Here is a 20,592-nt window from a genome sequence, read left to right as displayed (position 1 = left end):
ACTGCTGCACGTGAATATTACGTGCAGCAGCCTCTTTTTTGTGTGGCCATGCGGATAGCATCAGTTATCGGCGATAAGCTGCTTGCCTGGCTTGATGACCAGCCAGCAGGCGACTACGATAAGACCGAATAGCGCTGTGATAGAAAATGCGTTGTTCCAGCCGTATGTCTCGACGAGGAAGGCCGTGACAATCGGGGCGAGGACGCCGCCGATATTGCCCCAGAGATTGATCCAGCCGGAAACAGAGCCGCTGAAGCGGCCGCCCAGCGACATGACCGATGACCAAGTGGCACTCATACAAAAACCAAGAGAGCCGAGAGCCAGCGTCATCCAGAAGATAGCAGCTTCAACGGAAGCCATGCGGGATGCTGCGTAAAGACCTACGGAAGTGACTGCGATGCCAAAGATAGCGGTGACCGTGCGCATGGTGTACTGGCGTTCACTGTTCTTGCCCGCAGCCAAGCGGTCAGAAAACCAGCCGGCGAAGAAGACCATGAAGGTCAAGGCAATCCAGGGGACGGAGGTCCAGAAGCCCATGGTTTTGAGGCTCAGCCCATATACTTCGGTGAGGAACATGGGCAGCCAGGAAAGAAAAACATACATGATGTAATCGACGACGAGGAACTGAAGACCGACAGCCCAGAACCGATGGTTCATCAGAAGCTCCTTCCACGGAGCTACGGCTTTTTCCGTTTGATCGCTGCGCGCTTCGTTGATGTAGTTGATTTCTTCTTCGCTTACATAAGGGCAATCTTCCGGGGTATCCCGGGTGTAGTGGTGCCAGGCATAGGCAACGACGATGCCGAGGATACCAAAGATGATAAAGACGCCCTGCCAGCCGAGCCACCCCATCAGAGCGACAGTCAGCAGTGGGCCGACGACCGGACCGAAAAAGGTGCCGCCAAGGATAGAGGAACTGGCCTTGCCCTTTTCGGCGTGGTTGAACCACTTATAGCAGGCTGCACCGAGCGAAGGGAAGACTGGGCCCTCGCCGAGGCCGAAGGCCAGGCGAACGGCAGCAAAGCTGAATTTTCCATGCGCCAGAGCAGTCAGCGCGGTAAAGATCGACCACCAGAGGATGGCAAATGTACCGGTTTTGCGAAGGCCGAAGCGATCTGCCAAAATGCCTCCGGGAACCTGCATCAGCGCATACCCGCCGAAGAAACAGGTTTGGATAAGCCCCATATCAATCTTGGTGAAACCGAATTCCTGCATGATGACCGGCGTAGCGACAGAAAGGTTTACGCGATCCATGTAGGCGACAAAACTGACCAGAAAGATCAGGCTGGCAACTTTCCAGCGATAGTTTGTACCGGCGGGTGCCTTGGCACTGCTTATGGTGTTTTCCAGATTCATAAAGATTCCTCACTTCCTATGCACTATTGTCTTTTTAAAAAAGACAATAGATTAACCATTGGCAAAATATATTGTAAATATGTAAATGCCATGTGACTTATTATACTGTATACAAAAAATCTGTCAAGGGGAAATTCCTTACCCCCCGGCGATAGCCGGGCCTTCCGGTCAGCTGCCTGCCGGATTGTCATGTTGTACGGATAGGCAGATGCTTGCTTTTTTCCAGAACAACAACAGAGGCTGCTGCACGTAAATATTACGTACAGCAGCCTCTGTTGTATCTATCACTCAGCGTTTATAGCCTTGATATTCACTTGTGCGCAGGATTGCTTCTGCCTTGGCCACGGCTTCTTTCGTTGGCTCTGGCACATCGGGAAGCGGGTAGTCGATTCCCAGCTCTTCGTATTTATGGATAGCCAGGCGATGATAAGGCAGCACCTCAAAGCGCTGGACATTGCCAAGTCCCGCCACAAAGCTGGACAATTTGGCAAGGCTTTCCGCATCATCGTTGATGCCCGGCACAAGGACATGGCGGATCCAGACCGGTTTCCCGATTTCAGCCAAATATCTGGCAAAAGCAAGAATCTGTCCATTGCCTTGACCGGTCAAATCCCGATGTTTTGACATGTCAATATGCTTGATGTCCAGGAGCACCGTATCCGTTACGGCCAGCAGTGACGCAAGCTTTGAAAACACCGGCTCTTCCCGCGAGAAGACAGCGCCTGAGGTATCGATGCAGGTCGAAACGTCCTGCTCCTTGGCCAGTGTAAACAACTCTGTGACAAAGCCTGCCTGCAGCAGCGGCTCGCCCCCCGACACGGTGATGCCACCGCCATTTTTCCAATAGGACTTGTAGCGCAGGGCCTTAGCCAGTGCCTCTGGGGCCGTCATCTCCGTGCCGCCTGTGCCCTGCCAGGTTTCGGGATTATGGCAGTACTTGCAGCGCAGCGGGCAGCCCTGCAGGAAGAAGATGTAGCGAAGCCCCGGCCCGTCCACCGAGCCGAAGCTCTCTACCGCATTGATATACCCCTTACATGTGTGCATGGAAGGTTCTCGCAATGACATCGAGCTGCTGCTCGCGGGTCAGGTTGATGAACTTGACCGCATAGCCCGAGACGCGGATCGTGAAGTTTGCATACTCTTCCTTCTCGGGATGCTCCATGGCATCGAGGAGCTTCTCGCGGCCAAAGACGTTGACATTCAGATGATGGGCGCCCTGGTCGAAGTAGCCGTCAAGCACATTCACGAGCTGCGCGGAACGCTCCTCGTCGTTATGGCCAAGGGCCTCCGGCGTCATGCTCTGGGTGTTGGAGATGCCGTCAAGGGCCCACTCATAGGGCAGTTTCGCCACGGAGTTCAGCGATGCCAGCAGGCCGTTCTGCTCGGCACCATAGCTCGGGTTGGCACCTGGCGAAAGCGGAACGCCAGCCTTGCGGCCATCCGGCATTGCCCCCGTGTATTTGCCATAGACCACATTCGACGTGATCGTAAGGATCGACGTCGTCGGCTCCGAGTTGCGATAGGTATGACGGGACTTGATCTTGTCGAGGAACGACTTCAAGAGCCACTTGGCAATCTCGTCGGCACGCTCATCGTCGTTGCCGTAACGCGGGAAATCCCCCGTCGTCTCGTAATCGGTCACGATGCCCGCGTCGTTGCGGATGGCCTTGACCTTGGCGTATTTGATGGCCGACAGGGAGTCAACCACATGGGAGAAGCCAGCAATGCCCGTAGCAAACGTGCGGCGCACATCCGTATCGATAAGGGCCATCTCAGCGGCCTCGTAATAATACTTATCATGCATATACTGGATGAGGTTCAGCGTATTGACGTAAAGGCCTGCCAGCCAATCCATCATGCGGTCGAATTTCTTCACGACATCCTCGTAGTCCAGGATATCCCCGGTGACACCGCGGTACTCCGGCCCGATCTGCTCGCCGGACTTCTCGTCCACACCGCCATTGATGGCATAGAGCAGGCACTTGGCCAGGTTCGCACGCGCCCCGAAGAACTGCATCTCCTTGCCCGTCTGGGTTGCCGATACGCAGCAGCAGATGGAGTAGTCATCGCCCCACTCCACCTTCATGACATCGTCGTTCTCATACTGGATGGAGCTCGTCGTCACCGAAATCTTGGCCGCATAGCGCTTGAAGTTCTCCGGCAGGGCCGAGGAATAGAGCACCGTGAGGTTCGGCTCCGGAGCCGGGCCCATATTCTCAAGGGTATGCAGGAAGCGGTAGTCGTTCTTCGTGACCAGGCTGCGGCCATCCATGCCGATGCCGGCAACTTCCAGCGTCGCCCAGACCGGGTCCCCCGAGAACAGCTCATTATAGGACGTGATGCGCGCAAATTTCACCATGCGGAACTTCATGACGAGATGGTCGATGAGCTCCTGGGCCTCCGCTTCCGTCAGCTTGCCGTTCTGGATGTCGCGCTCGATGTAGATATCGAGGAAGGTCGAAATGCGGCCGACACTCATGGCGGCGCCGTTCTGGGTCTTGATGGCAGCCAGATAGCCGAAATAGAGCCACTGTACGGCCTCGCGGGCATCCTTGGCCGGGGCCGAGATGTCAAAGCCATAGATGGCAGCCATTTCCTTCATGCCCTGCAGCGCACGGATCTGCTCCGTGAGCTCCTCACGCTGGCGGATGACCTCATCGGTCATAACCCCATCAATACCGGTATTGGCTTTATCGGCTTCCTTGAAGGCAATCAGCTGGTCGATACCATAAAGCGCTACGCGGCGGTAGTCGCCCACGATGCGGCCGCGGCCATAGGTATCCGGCAGACCCGTGATGATGTGGCTGTGACGGGCGCGGCGGATTTCCGGCGTATAGGCATCAAACACGGCCTGGTTGTGGGTCTTATGATATTTCGTGAAGATCTCATGAAGTTTCGCACTCGGCTCATAGCCATAGTTCTGGCAGGCCTGCTCTGCCATCTTGATGCCGCCATAGGGCATGAAGGCACGCTTCAGCGGTTTATCCGTCTGGAGGCCGACCACACGTTCCAAATCCTTCATGGATTCATCGATGTAGCCTGCCCCATGGGAAGTCAGGCTAGATACGATATCCACATCCATATCGAGGACGCCACCGTTCTCGCGCTCGGCCTTCTGCAGCGCCTGCAGTCTGTCCCAAAGTTTATTCGTCGCCTCAGTCGGGCCTGCCAGGAACGATTCGTCCCCATCATAGGGCTGATAGTTCTTCTGGATGAAATCACGCACATTGATTTCTTCCCGCCAAAGGCTTCCCGAAAAACCATCCCACTGTTTATTTTCAAGCATGGATAATGCCTCCTCATCGCAAACTTTTTCGCGCTGTGTTTTTATTACCTAATCATAATACCTCATATTGAGGATAAATACAAATAACAAATGCTTAAGACGATATAACCGCAAGCTATCATACCCGTTATTTTTCTCTCTTTTGCCCGCAGCGACAGGGATTTATGCTATAATGATAGCAACAGGGATATGGTTGGCTCGCGATCCTGTCCCGCCTATCTTTGCGCCGGCTCGCGTCATCCAGCTTCCGATCGCCAACCACGGAACGGACGACCTTACAGCCGGCTTCCCTACACGCGCTGCGCAGACAAAAGGGGCGCCATGCATCACCGATTGCATGGCGCCCTTTCTTTATCCTGTCAGTTCTTCTTTTCCCAATAATTGATGCGCAGCGTATCACCCTCCGCAACGTCACGCTTCAGCAGCCAATCATTGAGCTCCTTGATTCCTGCGATGAACTCCCGCAGCTCGCGCGGGCCATAGGTATTCTTCTTCATGTACTTCTCTGCAATTCCCTCCAGCGTATCCCCATGCTGCACCGTATACGACTCCTCTACAAAATTCCAGTTCTTGCCAGCTGCTTCTGCATTCGTTCCCACAAAGCAAAGGCAAAAGACAGCCATCATTGCGATAATTGCCTTTTTCATACTGTATTCCTCCATATAAGCCATTCCCTACACTTAGTATAAAGGCTCGCAACGGCAAAAGCAATACTTTTCAGAATAATTTGCTTATTTTTACAGGAAATTTTAATCCCCTTGCCAAAAAAAGACGAGAACCCGTTAAGATTCTCGCCATTCTCTCATCAAAGCCAGGTTTCGTATTGCTCCCAAGCAGCATGGTCGGGGGCAATCGCCACCGAACGCATCGGCAGGTCCAGCGGACGCAGGTCCGCCGCCCGCGGTTTCCAGCGGCAGCGGCGCTCCGGCTCATCCTCCAGTTTGTCGGCAGCACTGATGCAGGAAAGCTGACAGCTGCCCAGATCGCGGATCCACCCGTCAATCCGGTCAGCAATGATCGCCATCTGCTTTTCCGAAAATGCCGCATGTTTGCGGCGTATCACACCATTGCCCAAGGCGTCAAGCTCCACCCGGCCGGTGACATCCTGCCAGGACGGGCCAAACGCGTAAAGTTCATTCTCGCCGAGCGGGCCAATCCGTTCGATCCAAACCTGCATAGTATCGCCCCTTTCATTGCCTACCATTGACAGTACATCGATTTATACTGTTATATTAGACATTTCAGGGCAATATCCTGCTTACACGGACAAAAACTTTCGCACCGCCGGGCCGTTGAGGTAACGGCACAGGCGTCCCTGGTACTGGCCATTCGCCGCCATCGTATGCGTGATGTTGTCGCGGATTTTCCACCAGCCCGTGTGCCAATTGGAAAAGAGCGTATTCGTCTCTGGGGCGCGGCCGATGATGCGCTGGAGCACGATGTCTGGCGACAGATGCTCCAGGAAGGTGATGACGCGGGCCTCATACTCCTCCCGCGAAACCAGCGTAAGCTCGCCGGCCTCATATTGGCGTGCCATCTCGGTGCCCTTGACGATGTAGAGAGCATGGAGCTTGACCTGGTCGACACCGAGGGCCGACAGGATCTTGGCATCTTCCACCACATCGGTCATGTCGTCCCAGGGCAGATTCAAGATAAGATGCGTGCAGGTCTGCAGGCCATGGGCCTTGATGCGGAGGGTCGCATCGATGAACTCCCCCAGCGTATGGCCGCGGTTGATTTTCTGCAGCGACCGGTAGTTGACGCTCTGCAGGCCAAGCTCCACGCAGATATCAATGCCGAGCTTATCTGCTTCCGCCCGCAGCATCGCCAAATATTCCTCGCTGACGCAGTCCGGACGCGTCGCGATATAGATTGCCACGATGTCCTCGCCAGCCCCCGCCTCCTGCACCCAGCCCCGCAATTTCTCCAGCGGTGCATAGGTATTGCTGAAATTCTGGAAATACGGGATGAATTTCTTGGCCTTGTACTTGGGGATGATATGCGCCTTATTGGCCGCAATCTGCGCCGTAATCGTCATATCCGCCGGCAGATTCTCATACCCCGCACCAATCGAGCCGCAAAACGTGCAGCCCGCCCCGCCGTTTCCGCATGCGCCGATGCGATTCGGGCAAGTAACGGGCAGAGCTACGGGCAGCTTATAGACTTTCTCCCCATAACGTTCCTTCAAATAATCCGAAAAAGTTTTATAGATTTCGTGTTCCATCTAATATTAGTTACTCCATTGCGTGTTTTCTAGTGCACCATATGCATCCTGTAAAAGATAAATTATCATGAAGGAACAGAAACGTCAAGCAGATGACTGCCTGTGTCAGCCGTCCGCTTGACGCTACTGCTATTTATCTTCCCATGCATATAATCGTCATGCAAATCCTTCTAGAAGAAGCGATACACTTTCTTTACATCGATGCCGCCCATCTCAAAGCGCAGGCTCATGGGCTGATTGCGGCCTGTCTTCTCTGAGCCCTTCTCTGCGGGAATCCCGGCAAACCTCGCCAGCAAAGCATCGCCGGTACCATCAATGCCGCATTAATTTCATCTCCTTTACGCAAAACACATATTATAAAAGCCCTTATTCGCTTTGAATAAGAGCTTTTCCTGCATTATGCGCTATAGATTTGTCCGCCGGTCAGTGCCTTCAAATACAGCAAAACATCGCCGCCTTTTTGGTTCTTATAGATATAACCGTCCGTTTCAAACTGCAATTTTTCATGCAGCCGAATACTTGCAACATTGTCTGCCCGCACCTGATCTTGAACGATGGCAAAGCCGTTTTCCCGCACGCATTCCTGCAGCTGCGTCAGAGCCATAAACGCATAACCCTTCTTCCGTTCGCCTTCCCATACTTCAACACCAAAGGAAGCAACGCTTTTGCTGTGTTCAAACCATGAGCAGGAGCCCACGATTTCATCGCCATGCGCAATAGCAAGCATCGCAAACCGTCTGCCAGAATATGTCGTCTTATTCCATTCATGAATCAGTTGTGCAATTTCCGCCTGCGTTTTCGCAGGATATCGTTTGGACTGAATAGTTACCGCATCCGACAACGCAAAGCGTCTTAAAGCTATCATAATACCTATCCCAATGAAACTATAACGTCAAGTTGTTTTTTCAATACAGGAAAATCTTCTACCACTACCTGATATACATCTTCCATACGTAAAGTCTGATACTTATGCGCCGTTATATCGCGAAAACCTGCCACTTGTTTCCAGGGAACCTCCGGATGTGCGTTTCGCATTTCATCGGTTACGTTTTTTATCAATTCGCCAATATTGATTACAGTCATGCCGATAGCCCGCTTCATCATCTCATTCTGCAAGAAGGCCTCTAAACTATTGTTTCCTAACAGTTGTGTCCCCACATCAATTTCGGAAATGATTTTCTGCAAGACAATCTTATCTCTATGCTGCATACAGGACGACCTCCTGCCCAATCTCAATCATATCCGAATCTCTGATTGGCCCATGAATCAAATCCACTTTGCACTTAAGTAATTCCTCTAAGTCGCATTTCATGCCAGCCAATGTCAGTAACGACACTGGCTGGGAAAACTCAACGATCAAATCCACATCGCTATCTTCTCTGGACAGTCCTGCGGCCTGTGAGCCAAAAAGCGTAACCCGACTGACCGGATAACGCAGCACCACTTGCAAGACAGCTTCTCTTATTCGTGCAATTTTCATAGCTCTCACCCCCAAAAGGAGTCACTATCTTTCCTTGCTTTCATTGTAACATAACGGCATATCTTTTTCTATATCATTTACTCGCATTCCATTGCTAATTCCCGGAAATACAAGTTACAACTCCCGCAAAATCTCGCCAATAAATTTATCCATAGTATACGCTCCATCCGCCTGAATTGCTTTTTTATCAAAGACCATGAAGTATTTATACATATTCCCGGCTTTTGCCTGCCAATGACGGCCCAGCTTCAACTTCGTCTTACTGTTATCGCCATCCAGATAATCGCCCTTGGCTTCAATCAAGAGAATCTTACCGGACTCTGTCTTGACGATAAAATCCGGGTAATGATTGATAAAGGCATTGAGCCGCATTCCCTTACGTTCGTTAATCCGATGCCACCAGCGTACATTATCCAACTCCACCATAGCATCCAGCAATTGACTTTCAAAATGATTCATATCATCTTTTTCAGCTTCATAGAGGGACTTCGGAACGGACGAACTGCTCTCTGCCGGAGTTATTACCTTTGGCAATTGAAAACTTGGCTGACAGGTAATTTTATCCAAATCCAGCCATTCATAAAACTTCTTCTCCTGATACTTGCGGGTAAGCAGCTCTATTTTTTCTCTAATCTTCTCCGTATAAAACGGCAGGGAATTTTCCAAAGCAGAAATCTCATCCGTGGTCATGCCGTCCACAACCCGTTTGACATAATCCATGATTTCCGGGTCCGCTGTACCGTTATTGTTCTTCGACAACATCAGGGCAATATGTGCCACACATTCTTCCTGCCGTTTTGCTGGAGCAAGCTCCGCCAAATATGCTCGAAAAAGTTGGCTGTCCTTCTGTGCCAGACGCTTATATTTTGGAATAGCTTCTCCCTGCTCAGCAAGATTTACCTCATATACCTCGCCTGTGGACAACTGGAAATTTATCTCTGTATCCTCTTTTCGCAAGCTGAATCCCTTGGTCAGATTCTCTGGCTCTAAGAGTTCCTTGCCCTCACCAAACAGATTATTATTGCCCGTTTCCAAAAAGAACTGTGGCAAGCGGAGCGCTAAAGCCTCTTCGGCAAATTCAGCCTGCAAGCGATACTGTTTCTGCATGTTCCCCAGCTCCCCTGTCATCAGGCCACTGCGTTCGCTCTGCTCAGCCATTTGCACATAAGCCGCAGCTTCCTGCGCAGCTTCTTCCAGCATAGCGGTAGTTTTATCCCCTGCCTTGTATTCTCCCGCAGACTCTCGCCACATTTCTGGGCCCTGCATATCGGCAAAGTCATCATCTTCGTCCCGAACTTCCGCCGAAACGCTAGCACCGGTCTGCACAGGTTCGCTCTTTTCTTCCCAAGAGAACGCCAACGCCCCCTGCTCCGGCTTTTCTGTCTGGGCTTGTTCTTCTGCCGTCAAATCCACGGCCCGGAAATCCTTTGCGGAAAAACCGGCATGATTAAGGCCAGCCACCACATTTTTCAAGGTAGCATGAAAATCATGGGAACAGGTCAGCACATAAGACATATTCAACGCATTATTCGCAAACAGCCGCGTATAGGGCTGGCGCAGAACGCGCCCCAAAATCTGCTCCACATCCACCTGCGAAGTCTTATTGGCCAAAGTTGCCAGTATATAGGCAAACGGACAGTCCCAGCCTTCTTTGAGCGCATTGACGGTAATAATGTAGCGAATGGGGCACTCCCTAGAGAGCAAATCCACGCCAGTCAAATCATCCGCCTCGCTGGTCTTGATGGCGATTTCTGCTTCAGGAATGCCTCTTTCCATCAGCCGTTTCTTTACCTTCTCAAAGGTTGCCTTGTCCTTGGTAATCTTCGGCTCTGCCTGAAAAAGGATAATAGGCCGTACATAGGGACTCCCCTTCGCCTCTTCCTCCTTGGCCGTCTGTTCCAAACGCGCCCGCAATAGCAGGGCATCGTTTACCACATCTTTCCGCTCCCGCCGATTGTAGACGATAACCGGCAGTTTTACCATGGACTCTTTCTGTAGTTCTCTGGCATCCACATAGGAAATGATGTTACTGCCCTTCCGTGGTGTAGCTGTCAGATTCAGCACAAAGGAAGGGTTCAGGTTGCTCAGCATTTCCACGCTGAGGTCAGACTTGGCATTATGGCTTTCATCCACAATAACCACAGGATGCAAAGCCCGCAAAGTCTGAATCAAGGAACTTTCCGGCGTATCCGGCAGCAAATCTTCTTCGCTGATGATACTTTGGAACGACATGAGCTGCCCATTTTCCTGATAAACCTTCCGCACATCCTTCTTGCGGCTATTGATACGCAGGGAGGCAAAGCTCATCACACACAAGGAAAGCTGTGCCCGCACGCTGTCCAGTGAAAACCCTTGCCCGGATAAAAGCTGTTCCTTATTGAAGATTTCCACCTGTCCCCGATTGTCCTGTTCCAGCCGTTGATGGTAAGGGTGCATGGGATTACCGAGATTAGCCAGCGTCTGTGTCAGGATGGAATCCGACGGCACCAGCCACACCACCATACGGGGCTGACCGGGCTTATAACCCAGCCCATGAAAAATATCCGCCACAGCACTGCAAGCGATAATAGTCTTGCCGCCGCCAGTTGGCACCTTCATGCATACATTGGGACTCTCCGGCAAATCATGACGATAGTCAGGAATGCCGCCATTTCCTACGTGGAAATCCCTGCTCTCCCAATACGTTTTCCACGCCTGATTCAGGTCAGGAGTCTCCACCAAGCACTTTAAGTATGCGCGCAAGTCACTGAGCACATCTTTTTGATATTTCTTTAGTTCCATGCGGCCCTCCTTAAATTCTGGTAATATCCCGAGGAATCTTCTTAAAAGTGATGTTGTACTTCATGAGCTGGCTTTCCGACAGAGCACAGATATCCGCATAAATCACGTACCCCTCGGCTCTAGTCTTCACTGCCGCCCCCAAGAGTTCATAATCAAGGACAATACGGCTGTCTTTCTCGTAACAGAAATAATACGCCGTAGAAAGATACGTCCCCAAATAGTATGGTTCTTCCTCCCGCGATGCTTCCAAGGGCTGATGCGTCTCCGTGAAGTAAATATACTCCCGCAGCTTATCCGTGCTCACGTTATCATTGATATTGCCGTTCCGCAAAAGCGGCTCACCCAGCTCATAGAAAGAAAACGCCCCGCCTGTGCCGGCCACAGCCTTCTTGCCTTCCCCATAGCCATTGATTACCCGGCGCACCCGCTCCGCCGTAATGCTTTCGGCATAGTCCATCATTTCAATCAGGATAAACTGACGGTTGCCGCCATCAGCCTTATTAAGATTCAGCACCGCGTGAGCCGTGGTACCACTGCCAGCAAAGCTGTCGAGAACAATAGAATCCTTGTCAGTCCCCTGTTCCAACAACTCCATTATCAGACCAACATTTTTTGGAAAATCAAACTTCACTTCTCCCCAAATTTGAAGTTGCTCATTTGCCCCATCTCGCGTGTAGAAATTCTCTCCTACTATGGACGAATATCCTGTATATTCAGCAGATAGTTCTGACAAAAACTGCTTTTTCCGAGGTCGACCATCTGGTGTTGATGGCCATAAAATCCTATTCTCTTCAATCAATTTAGACATTGTATTTCGGTCATAACGCCAACCTTTCGCAGGACGGCCATAATTAATTCCCGTAACAGGGTCAATCAAATCATAATGCAAATTAGGCCGAGCCTCTGCGGTAGCAAGGCCAACCATGTTAGCACTCGTCCACAAACCTCTAGGATCATTATCAGGATTTTTATACTGGTCAGTCTTTCGCTCACATCCACGCAATTTCTTTCCATAACATAATATATATTCATGGTCAATAGACACGTTAGTGATATTACGATTATCCTTATTCTGTCGACTTTTCCATATTAATTGCGCAACAAACCTATCTTTTCCAAAAATCTCATCCATAATAAACCGTAGGTTTGCTACCTCAATATCATCAATACTTACAAAAATCACACCATCATCAGAAAGCAATCTCTTCATTAGCTTCAGCCGGGGATACATCATGCACAGCCACTTATCATGGCGGGAAAGGTCTTCCCCTTCCTTGCCCACAACTTCTCCCAGCCATTTTTTAATGCGCGGGTCATTAACATTATCGTTATAGACCCAGCCCTCATTGCCGGTATTGTACGGCGGGTTAAAGTCTTTCTCTAGTTTGAATGCCAAATTACCATCTATCATAAAGGATACACCTTCTTTACATGTAATTTACGTCTTTTGTTGCTGGAATGAACAGCCTATCAGAAAGGCTTGCTGATATCAATACCCGCTTTGCTTGTTGTATGGACATCAGCAAGCCTTTCTGATCTGGAACCAAGAGCAGCAACAACCTGGAGTCTGATGACTCCGATTACAAGCCTCATCACTACTAGAGTTAGCGATATAAATACACTTCACGCGTCCCTCATACTCCGGCAGAAGCGATTTCAGCGCCAGCAGATTATCCCCATGAATAATCTTGTTGCGACGCGAAGCTATTCCTTCAGGGCGGCTGCTATCCTCCTCGCCAAAGCTATACTTTTGATTAAGCACATGAAAAGGCACATCCAAATGATGATTGATAACCTTGTCTTTCCCTATCCACTGTAAAACTGGCATAATGCCCTCCATCACTATTTCAACGTCATTTTTCACTAAAATTCTCTTTTAATAGCCGCATAAGCTCCTCCTTGTTCGGCAGGACGAGTTCATACTTACTGGCAAAAATCTGGGAATTGTCCTTTGGCAAAGTCATTTTCACCAAAGCATTTTTTCTTCTTACAAAGCAAAATACCAACAGTAGGATTTCCGGTTGATAATTTGACTTTACGGTCATAATAATTCACATACATCTGCATTTGACCTATGTCTTGATGAGTAATATCACCTATTTTCAAATCTATCAACACAAAACATTGCAATAGGCGATTAAAAAACACCAAATCGACATATAAATGCTGTTCATCAAAAGTCAAATGTACCTGCCTGCCCACGAAAGTATACCCTTTTCCCAGCTCCATCAAGAAATTCTGCAATTCATCAATAATACATTCTTCCAGCTTAGACTCCGAATAGCTGCTATTCTCTGGCAACCCCAAAAATCCCAATACACACGGATCTTTGACAATATCTGCCGGACTTTCCACAATCAGTCCCTGTCTGGATAATTCACTTACCGCCTTCTTATCTCTAGACAGTGCCAGCCGTTCATATAATGCAGAATTTCAATTCTCTTAGGCTCCAACGCTCGTTAGAAGCTTCCCTTTCATAAAATAAACGTTCTTGGGAATTAAATATCCCCATCAAAAGAATTTTCCAGACAGTGTCTGTGAAATTGGCGAAACACCTTCTGATTTTCCAGACACTGTCTGGAAAATTGATAAGTCTCCATCATTCAAGTCAATAAACTGTTTAGAATAGACAATGTAGAACTGGCGCATATTGGCCAAATTTCTCTTAGAAAATCCCTTTCCTAGTCGTGCTGTCAGTCGTTTAGCCAATTCTGGTATGATTTTCGCTCCATACCTAGCCCGCGTCTTACCCTGCTGTTCATACTCCACAATCATACGGCCAATCTCATAATAGGTACATACCATAGCCGAATTGACTTAAGCTGCAATATGCCGCTTGGCATTTTTAATCAATTCAGCTATCTACTCAGCCAATTGACTGGCACTCTCTCCATCTGTTTGCAATTTTGTAATGAAAACACTCTCCACAATATTTAAAATGCATGATACACATCATTATTCGTATTTACAAATATCCTCAGGCTTTATAAAGCATGAAACAGACGGAACTCTATTCCATGCCCTTGGATATCCATAAGTTTCCTTTGAACCCACTTTCATAAGCCAATCTTTCATTTCATCTTTATCATTCACACCATATAAATCTTTAAGGCTATTAAATTCTCTCTTAGACTTCAATCCAGAAAATATTCTAGGAATATATCCACTAGAATAATAGACATATGTCCTTGGAAACCACCATTCCTCTTTAAAGGACTGCATATAATAAGTTAACAAATCAGCTGTAATCAAATCATTTTTAAAATCATCATTAGCAAGTTTACTTCTCTCGGCAATCAAAAAAGCAGATAAACAAAATTTATTTAACCCCAATCTAGCATTTCGCATTTCATCTATCGACTTTATTTCATTTTCAGCAAATACTGATACATCCCCTTCCCTATTATCACCTCTATAAGAGTAAAAATAAATTGTTCCTAGTAAATATCTTACTTCACTATAAGCTTCATTTCTAAGCAATATGGCTATAGTGTATAAAAAAATCTCATATGCAAACAATCTATAATGATCGCATTGTATTTGATAACCGCTTTCATCAATACGCAAATTATTAAAATCCAATGTTTTTTCCAATATATTCTTTATTAAGCCAATATTTTCTTTAGTAATATTCTTATTTATACATATACTTTTGATAAAAGAAATATATTCATTTCGCAATTTCAACATATCAATAATATGCTTATATATTATTTCGTCATATGGTTCATAAAAATCCTCTACTCTTAGTCTATATTTTTCCAATTCTGCTAGAAATCCATTTTTAAACTTATCCACATTATAATCCAAACTAAGGTATTTATCTTCAATGACTGCTGTTTTCAATGCTCTTACAGCTGATGTTGTCAATAAAGCATGGCTTTTTTCATTAAAATTAGGTATACTTCCAGAAAGCTTAGGCTTTACATATTCAGGCTGATTGCTTATATGTCGCAATAATTTTTCATACCCTTGCTCATATGCTTCAATCGAAGACATATCTATACCTATTCTTGTTTTTATGTAAGTCGTAATGTAACTATCAAAAGCCTCTCCGACCTCCACTACTATTGGAACAAATTTTGTCTGATCAACCTTATTGTAAACCTCAGCTGTAATAATTTGTGTTTCAATCCCCACTCCACCACTTCTGCTATTAGCTTTACATAGATACTCTTTATCACATATTATTAAAACATTATCCACCGCATCACTTAAAATTTGTTCCATAAAATAGTCTTTGTCGTTCCCTATTTTTAAATCAAACAAGTCCACTATAACCTCTATCCCATTTTCCGTCATTAGTCTAGTGGCTAAAGCATTCACCCATTCTTTCCTACTACCATCTTTACCCCAAGCATATGAAATAAAAACACAATAACGTCCATCTTTAGTCATTTTTATCCCCTCTTTTTGCAAAGCAATTGACATTATAAGCACATAACAAAGCTTACCCCTCTAAGCCTTCTGCATCCCTATCCACTATAAATTTGACATAATCACTTTTTCCGTACTCACAATTTGTATGCATCACACGTCTAATACAACCAGCGCAAATCGATACGCACTGCGTAGCGATTTGCGCTACTCTTTAAATGCTCTCCAATATTGATTACTTAATCCTATAATACCTCTGATTGCGGCTGGTAGGCTTATCCGGTATGGTCATGGCAATCAATCCCTGCCTCATAGCTGGCTCAATGTAGTTGCGCTTCAAGCCTGCCGTGGCTTTCAACCCCAACAATTCCTGCAGTTCCTTCGCCTTATAGGAAATATCATATTCCATGACTGCCAACAGTTTTTTGACACATTCATTGTCTTCGTCCAAAACATCTTTTTCCAATAGCTCATCCAACACCGCGTCTATCATGTGCAACATAAAGATGATAAAAGGCGTGGACTCCCCAGCCCGATAGGATGAGCTTATAGCTGCATAATACTCGCTCTGATATTTGTATATCTGATTCTCGATAGGCAAATAAGCAAAGATTGGCTGCCACTGAGCAAGCAAAGCCGTCTGCCACAATCTTGCCATGCGACCATTGCCATCAGCAAAGGGATTGATGAAGACAAACTCATAATGAAATATTGAGGATAGCAGTAGAGGTTGGATGCGATCGCGCTCTTCCCGCAGCCAGGCAAATAAATCTTCCATTTGTCCCGGCACTAATCTTGCCAGCGGTGCCATAAAAATGCATTTGCCGTTTGAAAACACACCTTCCTCACCACTGCGCAATTTACCGGACTCCCGCACCAATCCTGCTGTCATAATGCCATGCAAGCGCAGCAACTCTTCTAAGCGGTAAGGATTTAGACCAGCTAATTCAGCATAAGCAGCATAGGCATTCTTGACTTCGCGTATCTCACGCTCCGGCCCTGCCACAGCTTTCCCTGCAATGACATCCCGCACATTGCCCAGCGTCAGGGAATTTGCCTCTATAGCCAACGATGAATGTATGGATTCAATGCGATTATTCCTGCGCAAGCGAGGATAAGCAGACATATCCTGATAGTGCAGGATGCGCCCCAGCTTGGTCGATATCGTTGCCACCAAACCGAGCATCTCATTATTTATCGTATATGGAGGACGATTTTCCACGCCAACGCCCCTCCCTTATCTTATATATTATCTTATATACTTTCTTGTATACTATCTTACACCCAAATGGTTTTTTTGACAATCAGAAACACTAGACCTTACTTGTCAACGCCCAGCTCAATCACCTGGCGAACCGGCTCGTCGGCGGTATAGTCAAACAGCAGGGCCGTCTGCTGACGGGTCAAATTTTGACCGGTCAATATCATATTGTAGTCAAAAACCTCGATATGGTATTTCTTATTCACATCCCGCCAATTGGTAAATTCATAATCCGGCAGATACTCGCGCACGCGGCTCGGTGCGCCTTTCCAGAAGTCGGCGGTGATGTCCTGATACGCCTGGCGGTTCCAGTTTAGGTTCTCAGGGCGGATTTTGCCGCCGTCGGCGAGCAGTGCATCATAGCGCAGAAGATTATCCAACAGCTCTGCCGGCAGGTCATAGGCCGCTAACGCAAAGTCCCGCAGGTAGCCATAGAGATTTTTCGTGCTGTGGCCAATCTTATGGAACCCCTTTTCCTCCCACCAATCGGTGAATCTCTGCCAGAAGGCAAAGGCATCGCCCTGCTCGGCCTCACGGATCAGGTAACCAGCCGTCTTACGGCACCGGCCGGCATTGTAGTATAGTTCAAAGACCATCTCAAAACTATGGAACCAGCGAATTTCCCCGTAGCTTAGCGCATCGGTCACCAGCACTTCATAGGGCGCCATCGGCATGTACTGATAACCATAGGGCGTCACGAGATTCATCATCGCCGCCCCCTTGAGGAATTTCAGAAAGCCCAGCTGCAGCATATCGGTCTGCAAGGCATAGACATCGTTGAACGAGCGATGGAACGACGCCATTCCCTCTCCGGGCAGGCCGATGATGAGATCGACATGCAGATGCATATTATGGAAGCGCATGATGCGCTCGATATGCGCCTGGATATCTTCCCAGTGATTGACCCGCGAAACGGCTTTCAGCGTCTGCTCATTCGTCGACTGGATGCCGATTTCGAGCTGCACGCGCCCTTTCGGCAGCTGGCTAAGCACCGTCAGTACCTCTTCGTCGAGATAATCGATGGCCACCTCGAAATGGAAATTCGTACGGCACGAATCCGGCAGAGCCAAAAGGTATTTCAAGATTGGCAGAAAGTGCTTTTTCTTGGCGTTGAACGTGCGGTCGACAAATTTGACCTGCCGTACATCATGACGCACGAAAAAGTCCAGCTCCGAAAAGACCCGCGTGAGCGGCAGATACCGCACGCCTGCCGTCGCACACGACAGGCAGTAGGCGCACGAAAACGGACAGCCCCGCGACGTCTCGTAGTAAAGGATGCGCTCCCGGATGTCTGCCATCTCCTCCTCACGATAGGCAAACGGCACATCCGCAAGATCCGCCACCGTCACATCATGCCCTTCCTGAATCGTACCATCCTGGCTGCGCCAGGCAATGCCGCGGATTTCTGACTGGTCAAGCGCCGCATTGACTTTTGACCGGTCAAATTGACATGTCAAAAGCTGACTTGTCAAAGCGCGGATTGCTGCTTCGCCTTCTCCGCGCAGGACATAGTCAACCATCGGAAATTCCCGCATGAATTCTTTCGTACCATAGGAAACTTCCGGGCCGCCGCAGATGATGACCGTATCGGGAAGGGCCGCGGGCAAAAGACGCAGCAGCCGCTTTACGACCTCGATATTCCAGATATAGCACGAAATGCCAAGGACTTTGGGCTGCTGCTCATAGATTTCCCCGAGCATCGCCAACAGCTGATGATTAATCGTAAGCTCCAAGATTCGCGAGCCTGGCACTGCCTCGCGCAGATAACGGATGGCCAGCGACGTGTGCGAATACTTCGCATTGATGCCCAGCCACAAAATATCTTCTGTCAAAATCTTTCTCCTTCTATCTATATGAATAAGCCGTATACATGATATCTACTTATTCTATCACATTACAGTTGCGCTTGGTATGTGTTATAATAATTGAGAACAACTTTCTAATAGAGAGGACGATACTATGACAAGTCAAAATAAACTGGCCCGCCGCGAGGACATCCCTGCCGCAGACAAATGGCACCTTGACGATATCTTCGCCACCCGCGCCGACTGGCAGAAGGCCCGCGACGCCATCGAAAGCCAGCTGGCAAAAATCCAGCAGTTCGCCGGAAAGCTTGCTGACCCGCAGCAGCTCTTAGACTGCCTGACCGCAGTCGATACGATGGAGATCAGCCTCAGCGCTGTCTTTGCCTACGCCCGCATGCTGGCCGATACCGACACGGCCAATCAGGAATACCAGGCCGATACTGCAAGCTGCCTGCCGCTCCTCGACAAGGCCTCAGCAGCCTGCGCCTTCATCGAGCCCGAGCTCTTGGCCCTGCCCGAAGAGACGCTCCGCACTATGGCAGATACGCTGCCGGGGCTTGCCAAATACAGCTTCCGGTTCCAGGACCTGCTGCGGGGCAAAGAACATGTGCTGACCACCGAGCAGGAAGCCTTCCTCGCCCGCACCGGCGAGATCCGTGCCACGACCCGCAACACCTACACGGTCATGACCAATGCCGATATGAAGTTCCCCGACACCCTGGGCGAAGACGGCAAGCTCACGACGCTCTCCGAGAGCCGCTATATGCAGTTCATCCGCTCCAAAGACGGCAAAGTCCGCGCCGATGCCTTCCACAAGCTCTTTACCACCTATCTTTCCTACCGCAATACCTTTGCAAGCCTTTACAGCTCCTCGGTCAAGAGCAGCCAGTTCATTAGCACCACGCGCAAATACCCTTCGATGCTCGAAGCCGCCCTCGATGCCGGCAATATTCCCGTAAGCGTCTACGAGCAGACGATAAACGTCACCCATGAGTTTTTGCCCGAGCTCCATCGCTATATGGAACTCAAAAAGAAACTGCTCGGCGCCAGCGAGCTCCATATGTATGACCTCTACGTTCCGGTTGTCGACAAGCCGCAGACTCCCTATACCTACGAGGAAGCCCGCAATATCTTAAAAGCGGCACTCGCACCGCTTGGCCAGCAGTATCTCACGGATCTCTTTGCCGGCCTCGACGGCGGCTGGGTAGACCGTCTCGAAAACGAAGGCAAGCGCAGCGGCGCCTATTCCTGGGGCGTCTACGGCGTCCATCCTTTCGTACTCATGAGCTGGCACGATACCTACGATGCGATTTCCACGCTGGCACACGAAATGGGCCATAGCATGCATAGCTTCTACAGTGCCAAGAACCAGGACTATACCAATTCCGAATACACGATTTTCTGCGCCGAGGTAGCCTCGACCACCAACGAAAACCTGCTGCTTGAATACATGCTGAAACATGCCGATGAAAAAGAACGCCTCTATTATCTGAACCTCTATCTCGAGCAGATCCGCACGACGGTATTCCGCCAGGTGCTCTTTGCGGAGTTTGAAAAACTCACGCACGAAGCCGTTGAAAACGGCGAAGCCCTGACTGCCGACAAGCTCGAGGGCATCTGGATGGATCTCAACCGGAAATACTACGGCGATGGCGTCGTGCTTGACGACGAGCTGCGCGCCGAGTGGTCACGCATCCCGCACTTCTACCGCCCGTTCTACGTCTACCAGTACGCGACAGGCTACGCGGCCGCCATGACGCTTTCGGAGAAAGTCCGCACGCAGGGAGAAGCCGCCCAGCAGGCATATCTTGGCTTCCTCGCCAGCGGCGGCAGCGACTACTCCATCAAGCTGCTGCAGGATGCCGGCGTCGATATGACGAGCCGCGAGCCCTTCGCCATCACCTTCAGGAAATTCTCCCAGTGTCTCGATCAGCTTGAAAAAATTATCAAATAATTTCTGCCTGTCAAGGTTTTCTACTTGCACCCCTGTGAAATTTATGCTAAAATACTTGTATTGTGTGT

19 protein-coding genes are annotated in these 20,592 nt (G+C 49.1%); 1 reads left to right on the top strand and 18 read right to left on the bottom strand.

Features of this window, described 5'->3' with window-relative positions; translation table 11 throughout:
* Positions 1-60: 60 nt before the first annotated feature.
* The 18 genes from BM181_RS01545 to BM181_RS01470 form a co-directional block, all read right to left on the bottom strand.
* The gene (locus BM181_RS01545) at positions 61-1,356 is read right to left on the bottom strand and encodes an MFS transporter (protein ID WP_075441803.1); all 1,296 of its coding nucleotides are present in this window, start codon (positions 1,354-1,356) and stop codon (positions 61-63) included.
* Between the two features lie 288 nt (positions 1,357-1,644).
* Positions 1,645-2,400 carry a pyruvate formate-lyase-activating protein gene (pflA, locus tag BM181_RS01540; RefSeq protein ID WP_075441801.1) on the bottom strand — a complete coding sequence of 252 codons (756 nt, stop codon included), beginning with the start codon at positions 2,398-2,400 and terminating at the stop codon, positions 1,645-1,647.
* Entirely contained in the window at positions 2,387-4,642 is a 2,256-nt protein-coding gene (pflB, locus tag BM181_RS01535; protein WP_075441799.1) for a formate C-acetyltransferase, read from the bottom strand. The genes pflA and pflB overlap by 14 nt, the downstream gene beginning before the upstream one ends.
* A 359-nt stretch (positions 4,643-5,001) precedes the next feature.
* The gene (locus BM181_RS01530) at positions 5,002-5,289 is read right to left on the bottom strand and encodes a LysM peptidoglycan-binding domain-containing protein (RefSeq protein WP_075441797.1); all 288 of its coding nucleotides are present in this window, start codon (positions 5,287-5,289) and stop codon (positions 5,002-5,004) included.
* Positions 5,290-5,447: 158 nt separating this feature from the next.
* Positions 5,448-5,819, bottom strand: a complete 372-nt coding sequence (locus BM181_RS01525; protein WP_075441795.1) for a hypothetical protein — start codon at positions 5,817-5,819, stop codon at positions 5,448-5,450.
* Between the two features lie 81 nt (positions 5,820-5,900).
* Entirely contained in the window at positions 5,901-6,866 is a 966-nt protein-coding gene (locus tag BM181_RS01520) for a tRNA modification radical SAM protein MnmL/YtqA (RefSeq protein ID WP_075441793.1), read from the bottom strand.
* A 170-nt stretch (positions 6,867-7,036) separates the two neighbouring features.
* Positions 7,037-7,183: an FAD-dependent oxidoreductase gene (locus tag BM181_RS15460; protein ID WP_371263001.1), complete on the bottom strand. Its 147-nt coding sequence runs from the start codon at positions 7,181-7,183 to the stop codon at positions 7,037-7,039.
* Positions 7,184-7,263: 80 nt separating this feature from the next.
* Positions 7,264-7,731 (bottom strand): GNAT family N-acetyltransferase, encoded by a 468-nt coding sequence (locus BM181_RS01515; protein WP_082336102.1) that lies wholly within the window; start codon positions 7,729-7,731, stop codon positions 7,264-7,266.
* Between the two features lie 5 nt (positions 7,732-7,736).
* A complete protein-coding gene (locus BM181_RS01510) occupies positions 7,737-8,075 on the bottom strand; it encodes a HepT-like ribonuclease domain-containing protein (protein WP_075441789.1) in 339 nt (112 codons plus the stop codon).
* Positions 8,065-8,346, bottom strand: a complete 282-nt coding sequence (locus tag BM181_RS01505; protein WP_075441787.1) for a nucleotidyltransferase family protein — start codon at positions 8,344-8,346, stop codon at positions 8,065-8,067. The genes BM181_RS01510 and BM181_RS01505 overlap by 11 nt, the downstream gene beginning before the upstream one ends.
* Positions 8,347-8,460: 114 nt before the next feature.
* The gene (locus BM181_RS01500; RefSeq protein ID WP_075441785.1) at positions 8,461-11,127 is read right to left on the bottom strand and encodes a DEAD/DEAH box helicase; all 2,667 of its coding nucleotides are present in this window, start codon (positions 11,125-11,127) and stop codon (positions 8,461-8,463) included.
* Positions 11,128-11,137: 10 nt separating this feature from the next.
* Entirely contained in the window at positions 11,138-12,538 is a 1,401-nt protein-coding gene (locus BM181_RS15365) for a site-specific DNA-methyltransferase (RefSeq protein WP_075441783.1), read from the bottom strand.
* 108 nt (positions 12,539-12,646) lie between these two features.
* Positions 12,647-12,991, bottom strand: a complete 345-nt coding sequence (locus tag BM181_RS15360) for a hypothetical protein (protein WP_218150079.1) — start codon at positions 12,989-12,991, stop codon at positions 12,647-12,649.
* A 59-nt stretch (positions 12,992-13,050) separates the two neighbouring features.
* A complete protein-coding gene (locus BM181_RS15455; RefSeq protein WP_256211237.1) occupies positions 13,051-13,482 on the bottom strand; it encodes a PDDEXK nuclease domain-containing protein in 432 nt (143 codons plus the stop codon).
* A gap of 156 nt (positions 13,483-13,638) precedes the next feature.
* Complete coding sequence (locus tag BM181_RS15450; protein WP_256211235.1) at positions 13,639-13,902, bottom strand: DUF1016 N-terminal domain-containing protein; 264 nt, start codon at positions 13,900-13,902, stop codon at positions 13,639-13,641.
* A gap of 180 nt (positions 13,903-14,082) precedes the next feature.
* Positions 14,083-15,525, bottom strand: coding sequence for a toll/interleukin-1 receptor domain-containing protein (locus tag BM181_RS01480; RefSeq protein ID WP_177207141.1), 1,443 nt, complete (start codon positions 15,523-15,525; stop codon positions 14,083-14,085).
* A 214-nt stretch (positions 15,526-15,739) separates the two neighbouring features.
* Positions 15,740-16,726 carry a Fic family protein gene (locus BM181_RS01475; RefSeq protein ID WP_143092074.1) on the bottom strand — a complete coding sequence of 329 codons (987 nt, stop codon included), beginning with the start codon at positions 16,724-16,726 and terminating at the stop codon, positions 15,740-15,742.
* 98 nt (positions 16,727-16,824) lie between these two features.
* Positions 16,825-18,597: a B12-binding domain-containing radical SAM protein gene (locus BM181_RS01470; RefSeq protein WP_256211234.1), complete on the bottom strand. Its 1,773-nt coding sequence runs from the start codon at positions 18,595-18,597 to the stop codon at positions 16,825-16,827.
* Positions 18,598-18,724: 127 nt separating this feature from the next.
* On the opposite strand from BM181_RS01470, the gene pepF reads away from it, so the two are divergent.
* Positions 18,725-20,524, top strand: a complete 1,800-nt coding sequence (pepF, locus tag BM181_RS01465) for an oligoendopeptidase F (RefSeq protein ID WP_075441775.1) — start codon at positions 18,725-18,727, stop codon at positions 20,522-20,524.
* Positions 20,525-20,592 lie beyond the last annotated feature (68 nt).

This window comes from Pseudoselenomonas ruminantium (assembly GCF_900113715.1).
Classification (GTDB): Bacteria; Bacillota; Negativicutes; order Selenomonadales; family Selenomonadaceae; genus Selenomonas_A; species Selenomonas_A caprae.
Note: the sequence above shows the minus strand (reverse complement) of the source record. Positions and strands in the feature narration are given on the sequence as shown.

What these genes read in the sequence shown, in the direction of transcription:
- pflB (WP_075441799.1), bottom strand. Translation starts at nt 4,642, where the DNA reads ATGCTTGAAAATAAACAGTGGGATGGTTTTTCGGGAAGCCTTTGGCGG.
- BM181_RS01530 (WP_075441797.1), bottom strand. Translation starts at nt 5,289, where the DNA reads ATGAAAAAGGCAATTATCGCAATGATGGCTGTCTTTTGCCTTTGCTTT.
- pflA (WP_075441801.1), bottom strand. Translation starts at nt 2,400, where the DNA reads ATGCACACATGTAAGGGGTATATCAATGCGGTAGAGAGCTTCGGCTCG.
- BM181_RS01525 (WP_075441795.1), bottom strand. Translation starts at nt 5,819, where the DNA reads ATGCAGGTTTGGATCGAACGGATTGGCCCGCTCGGCGAGAATGAACTT.
- BM181_RS01500 (WP_075441785.1), bottom strand. Translation starts at nt 11,127, where the DNA reads ATGGAACTAAAGAAATATCAAAAAGATGTGCTCAGTGACTTGCGCGCA.
- BM181_RS01545 (WP_075441803.1), bottom strand. Translation starts at nt 1,356, where the DNA reads ATGAATCTGGAAAACACCATAAGCAGTGCCAAGGCACCCGCCGGTACA.
- BM181_RS01520 (WP_075441793.1), bottom strand. Translation starts at nt 6,866, where the DNA reads ATGGAACACGAAATCTATAAAACTTTTTCGGATTATTTGAAGGAACGT.
- BM181_RS01510 (WP_075441789.1), bottom strand. Translation starts at nt 8,075, where the DNA reads ATGCAGCATAGAGATAAGATTGTCTTGCAGAAAATCATTTCCGAAATT.
- pepF (WP_075441775.1), top strand. Translation starts at nt 18,725, where the DNA reads ATGACAAGTCAAAATAAACTGGCCCGCCGCGAGGACATCCCTGCCGCA.
- BM181_RS15365 (WP_075441783.1), bottom strand. Translation starts at nt 12,538, where the DNA reads ATGATAGATGGTAATTTGGCATTCAAACTAGAGAAAGACTTTAACCCG.
- BM181_RS15450 (WP_256211235.1), bottom strand. Translation starts at nt 13,902, where the DNA reads ATGATTGTGGAGTATGAACAGCAGGGTAAGACGCGGGCTAGGTATGGA.
- BM181_RS01480 (WP_177207141.1), bottom strand. Translation starts at nt 15,525, where the DNA reads ATGACTAAAGATGGACGTTATTGTGTTTTTATTTCATATGCTTGGGGT.
- BM181_RS01515 (WP_082336102.1), bottom strand. Translation starts at nt 7,731, where the DNA reads ATGATAGCTTTAAGACGCTTTGCGTTGTCGGATGCGGTAACTATTCAG.
- BM181_RS01505 (WP_075441787.1), bottom strand. Translation starts at nt 8,346, where the DNA reads ATGAAAATTGCACGAATAAGAGAAGCTGTCTTGCAAGTGGTGCTGCGT.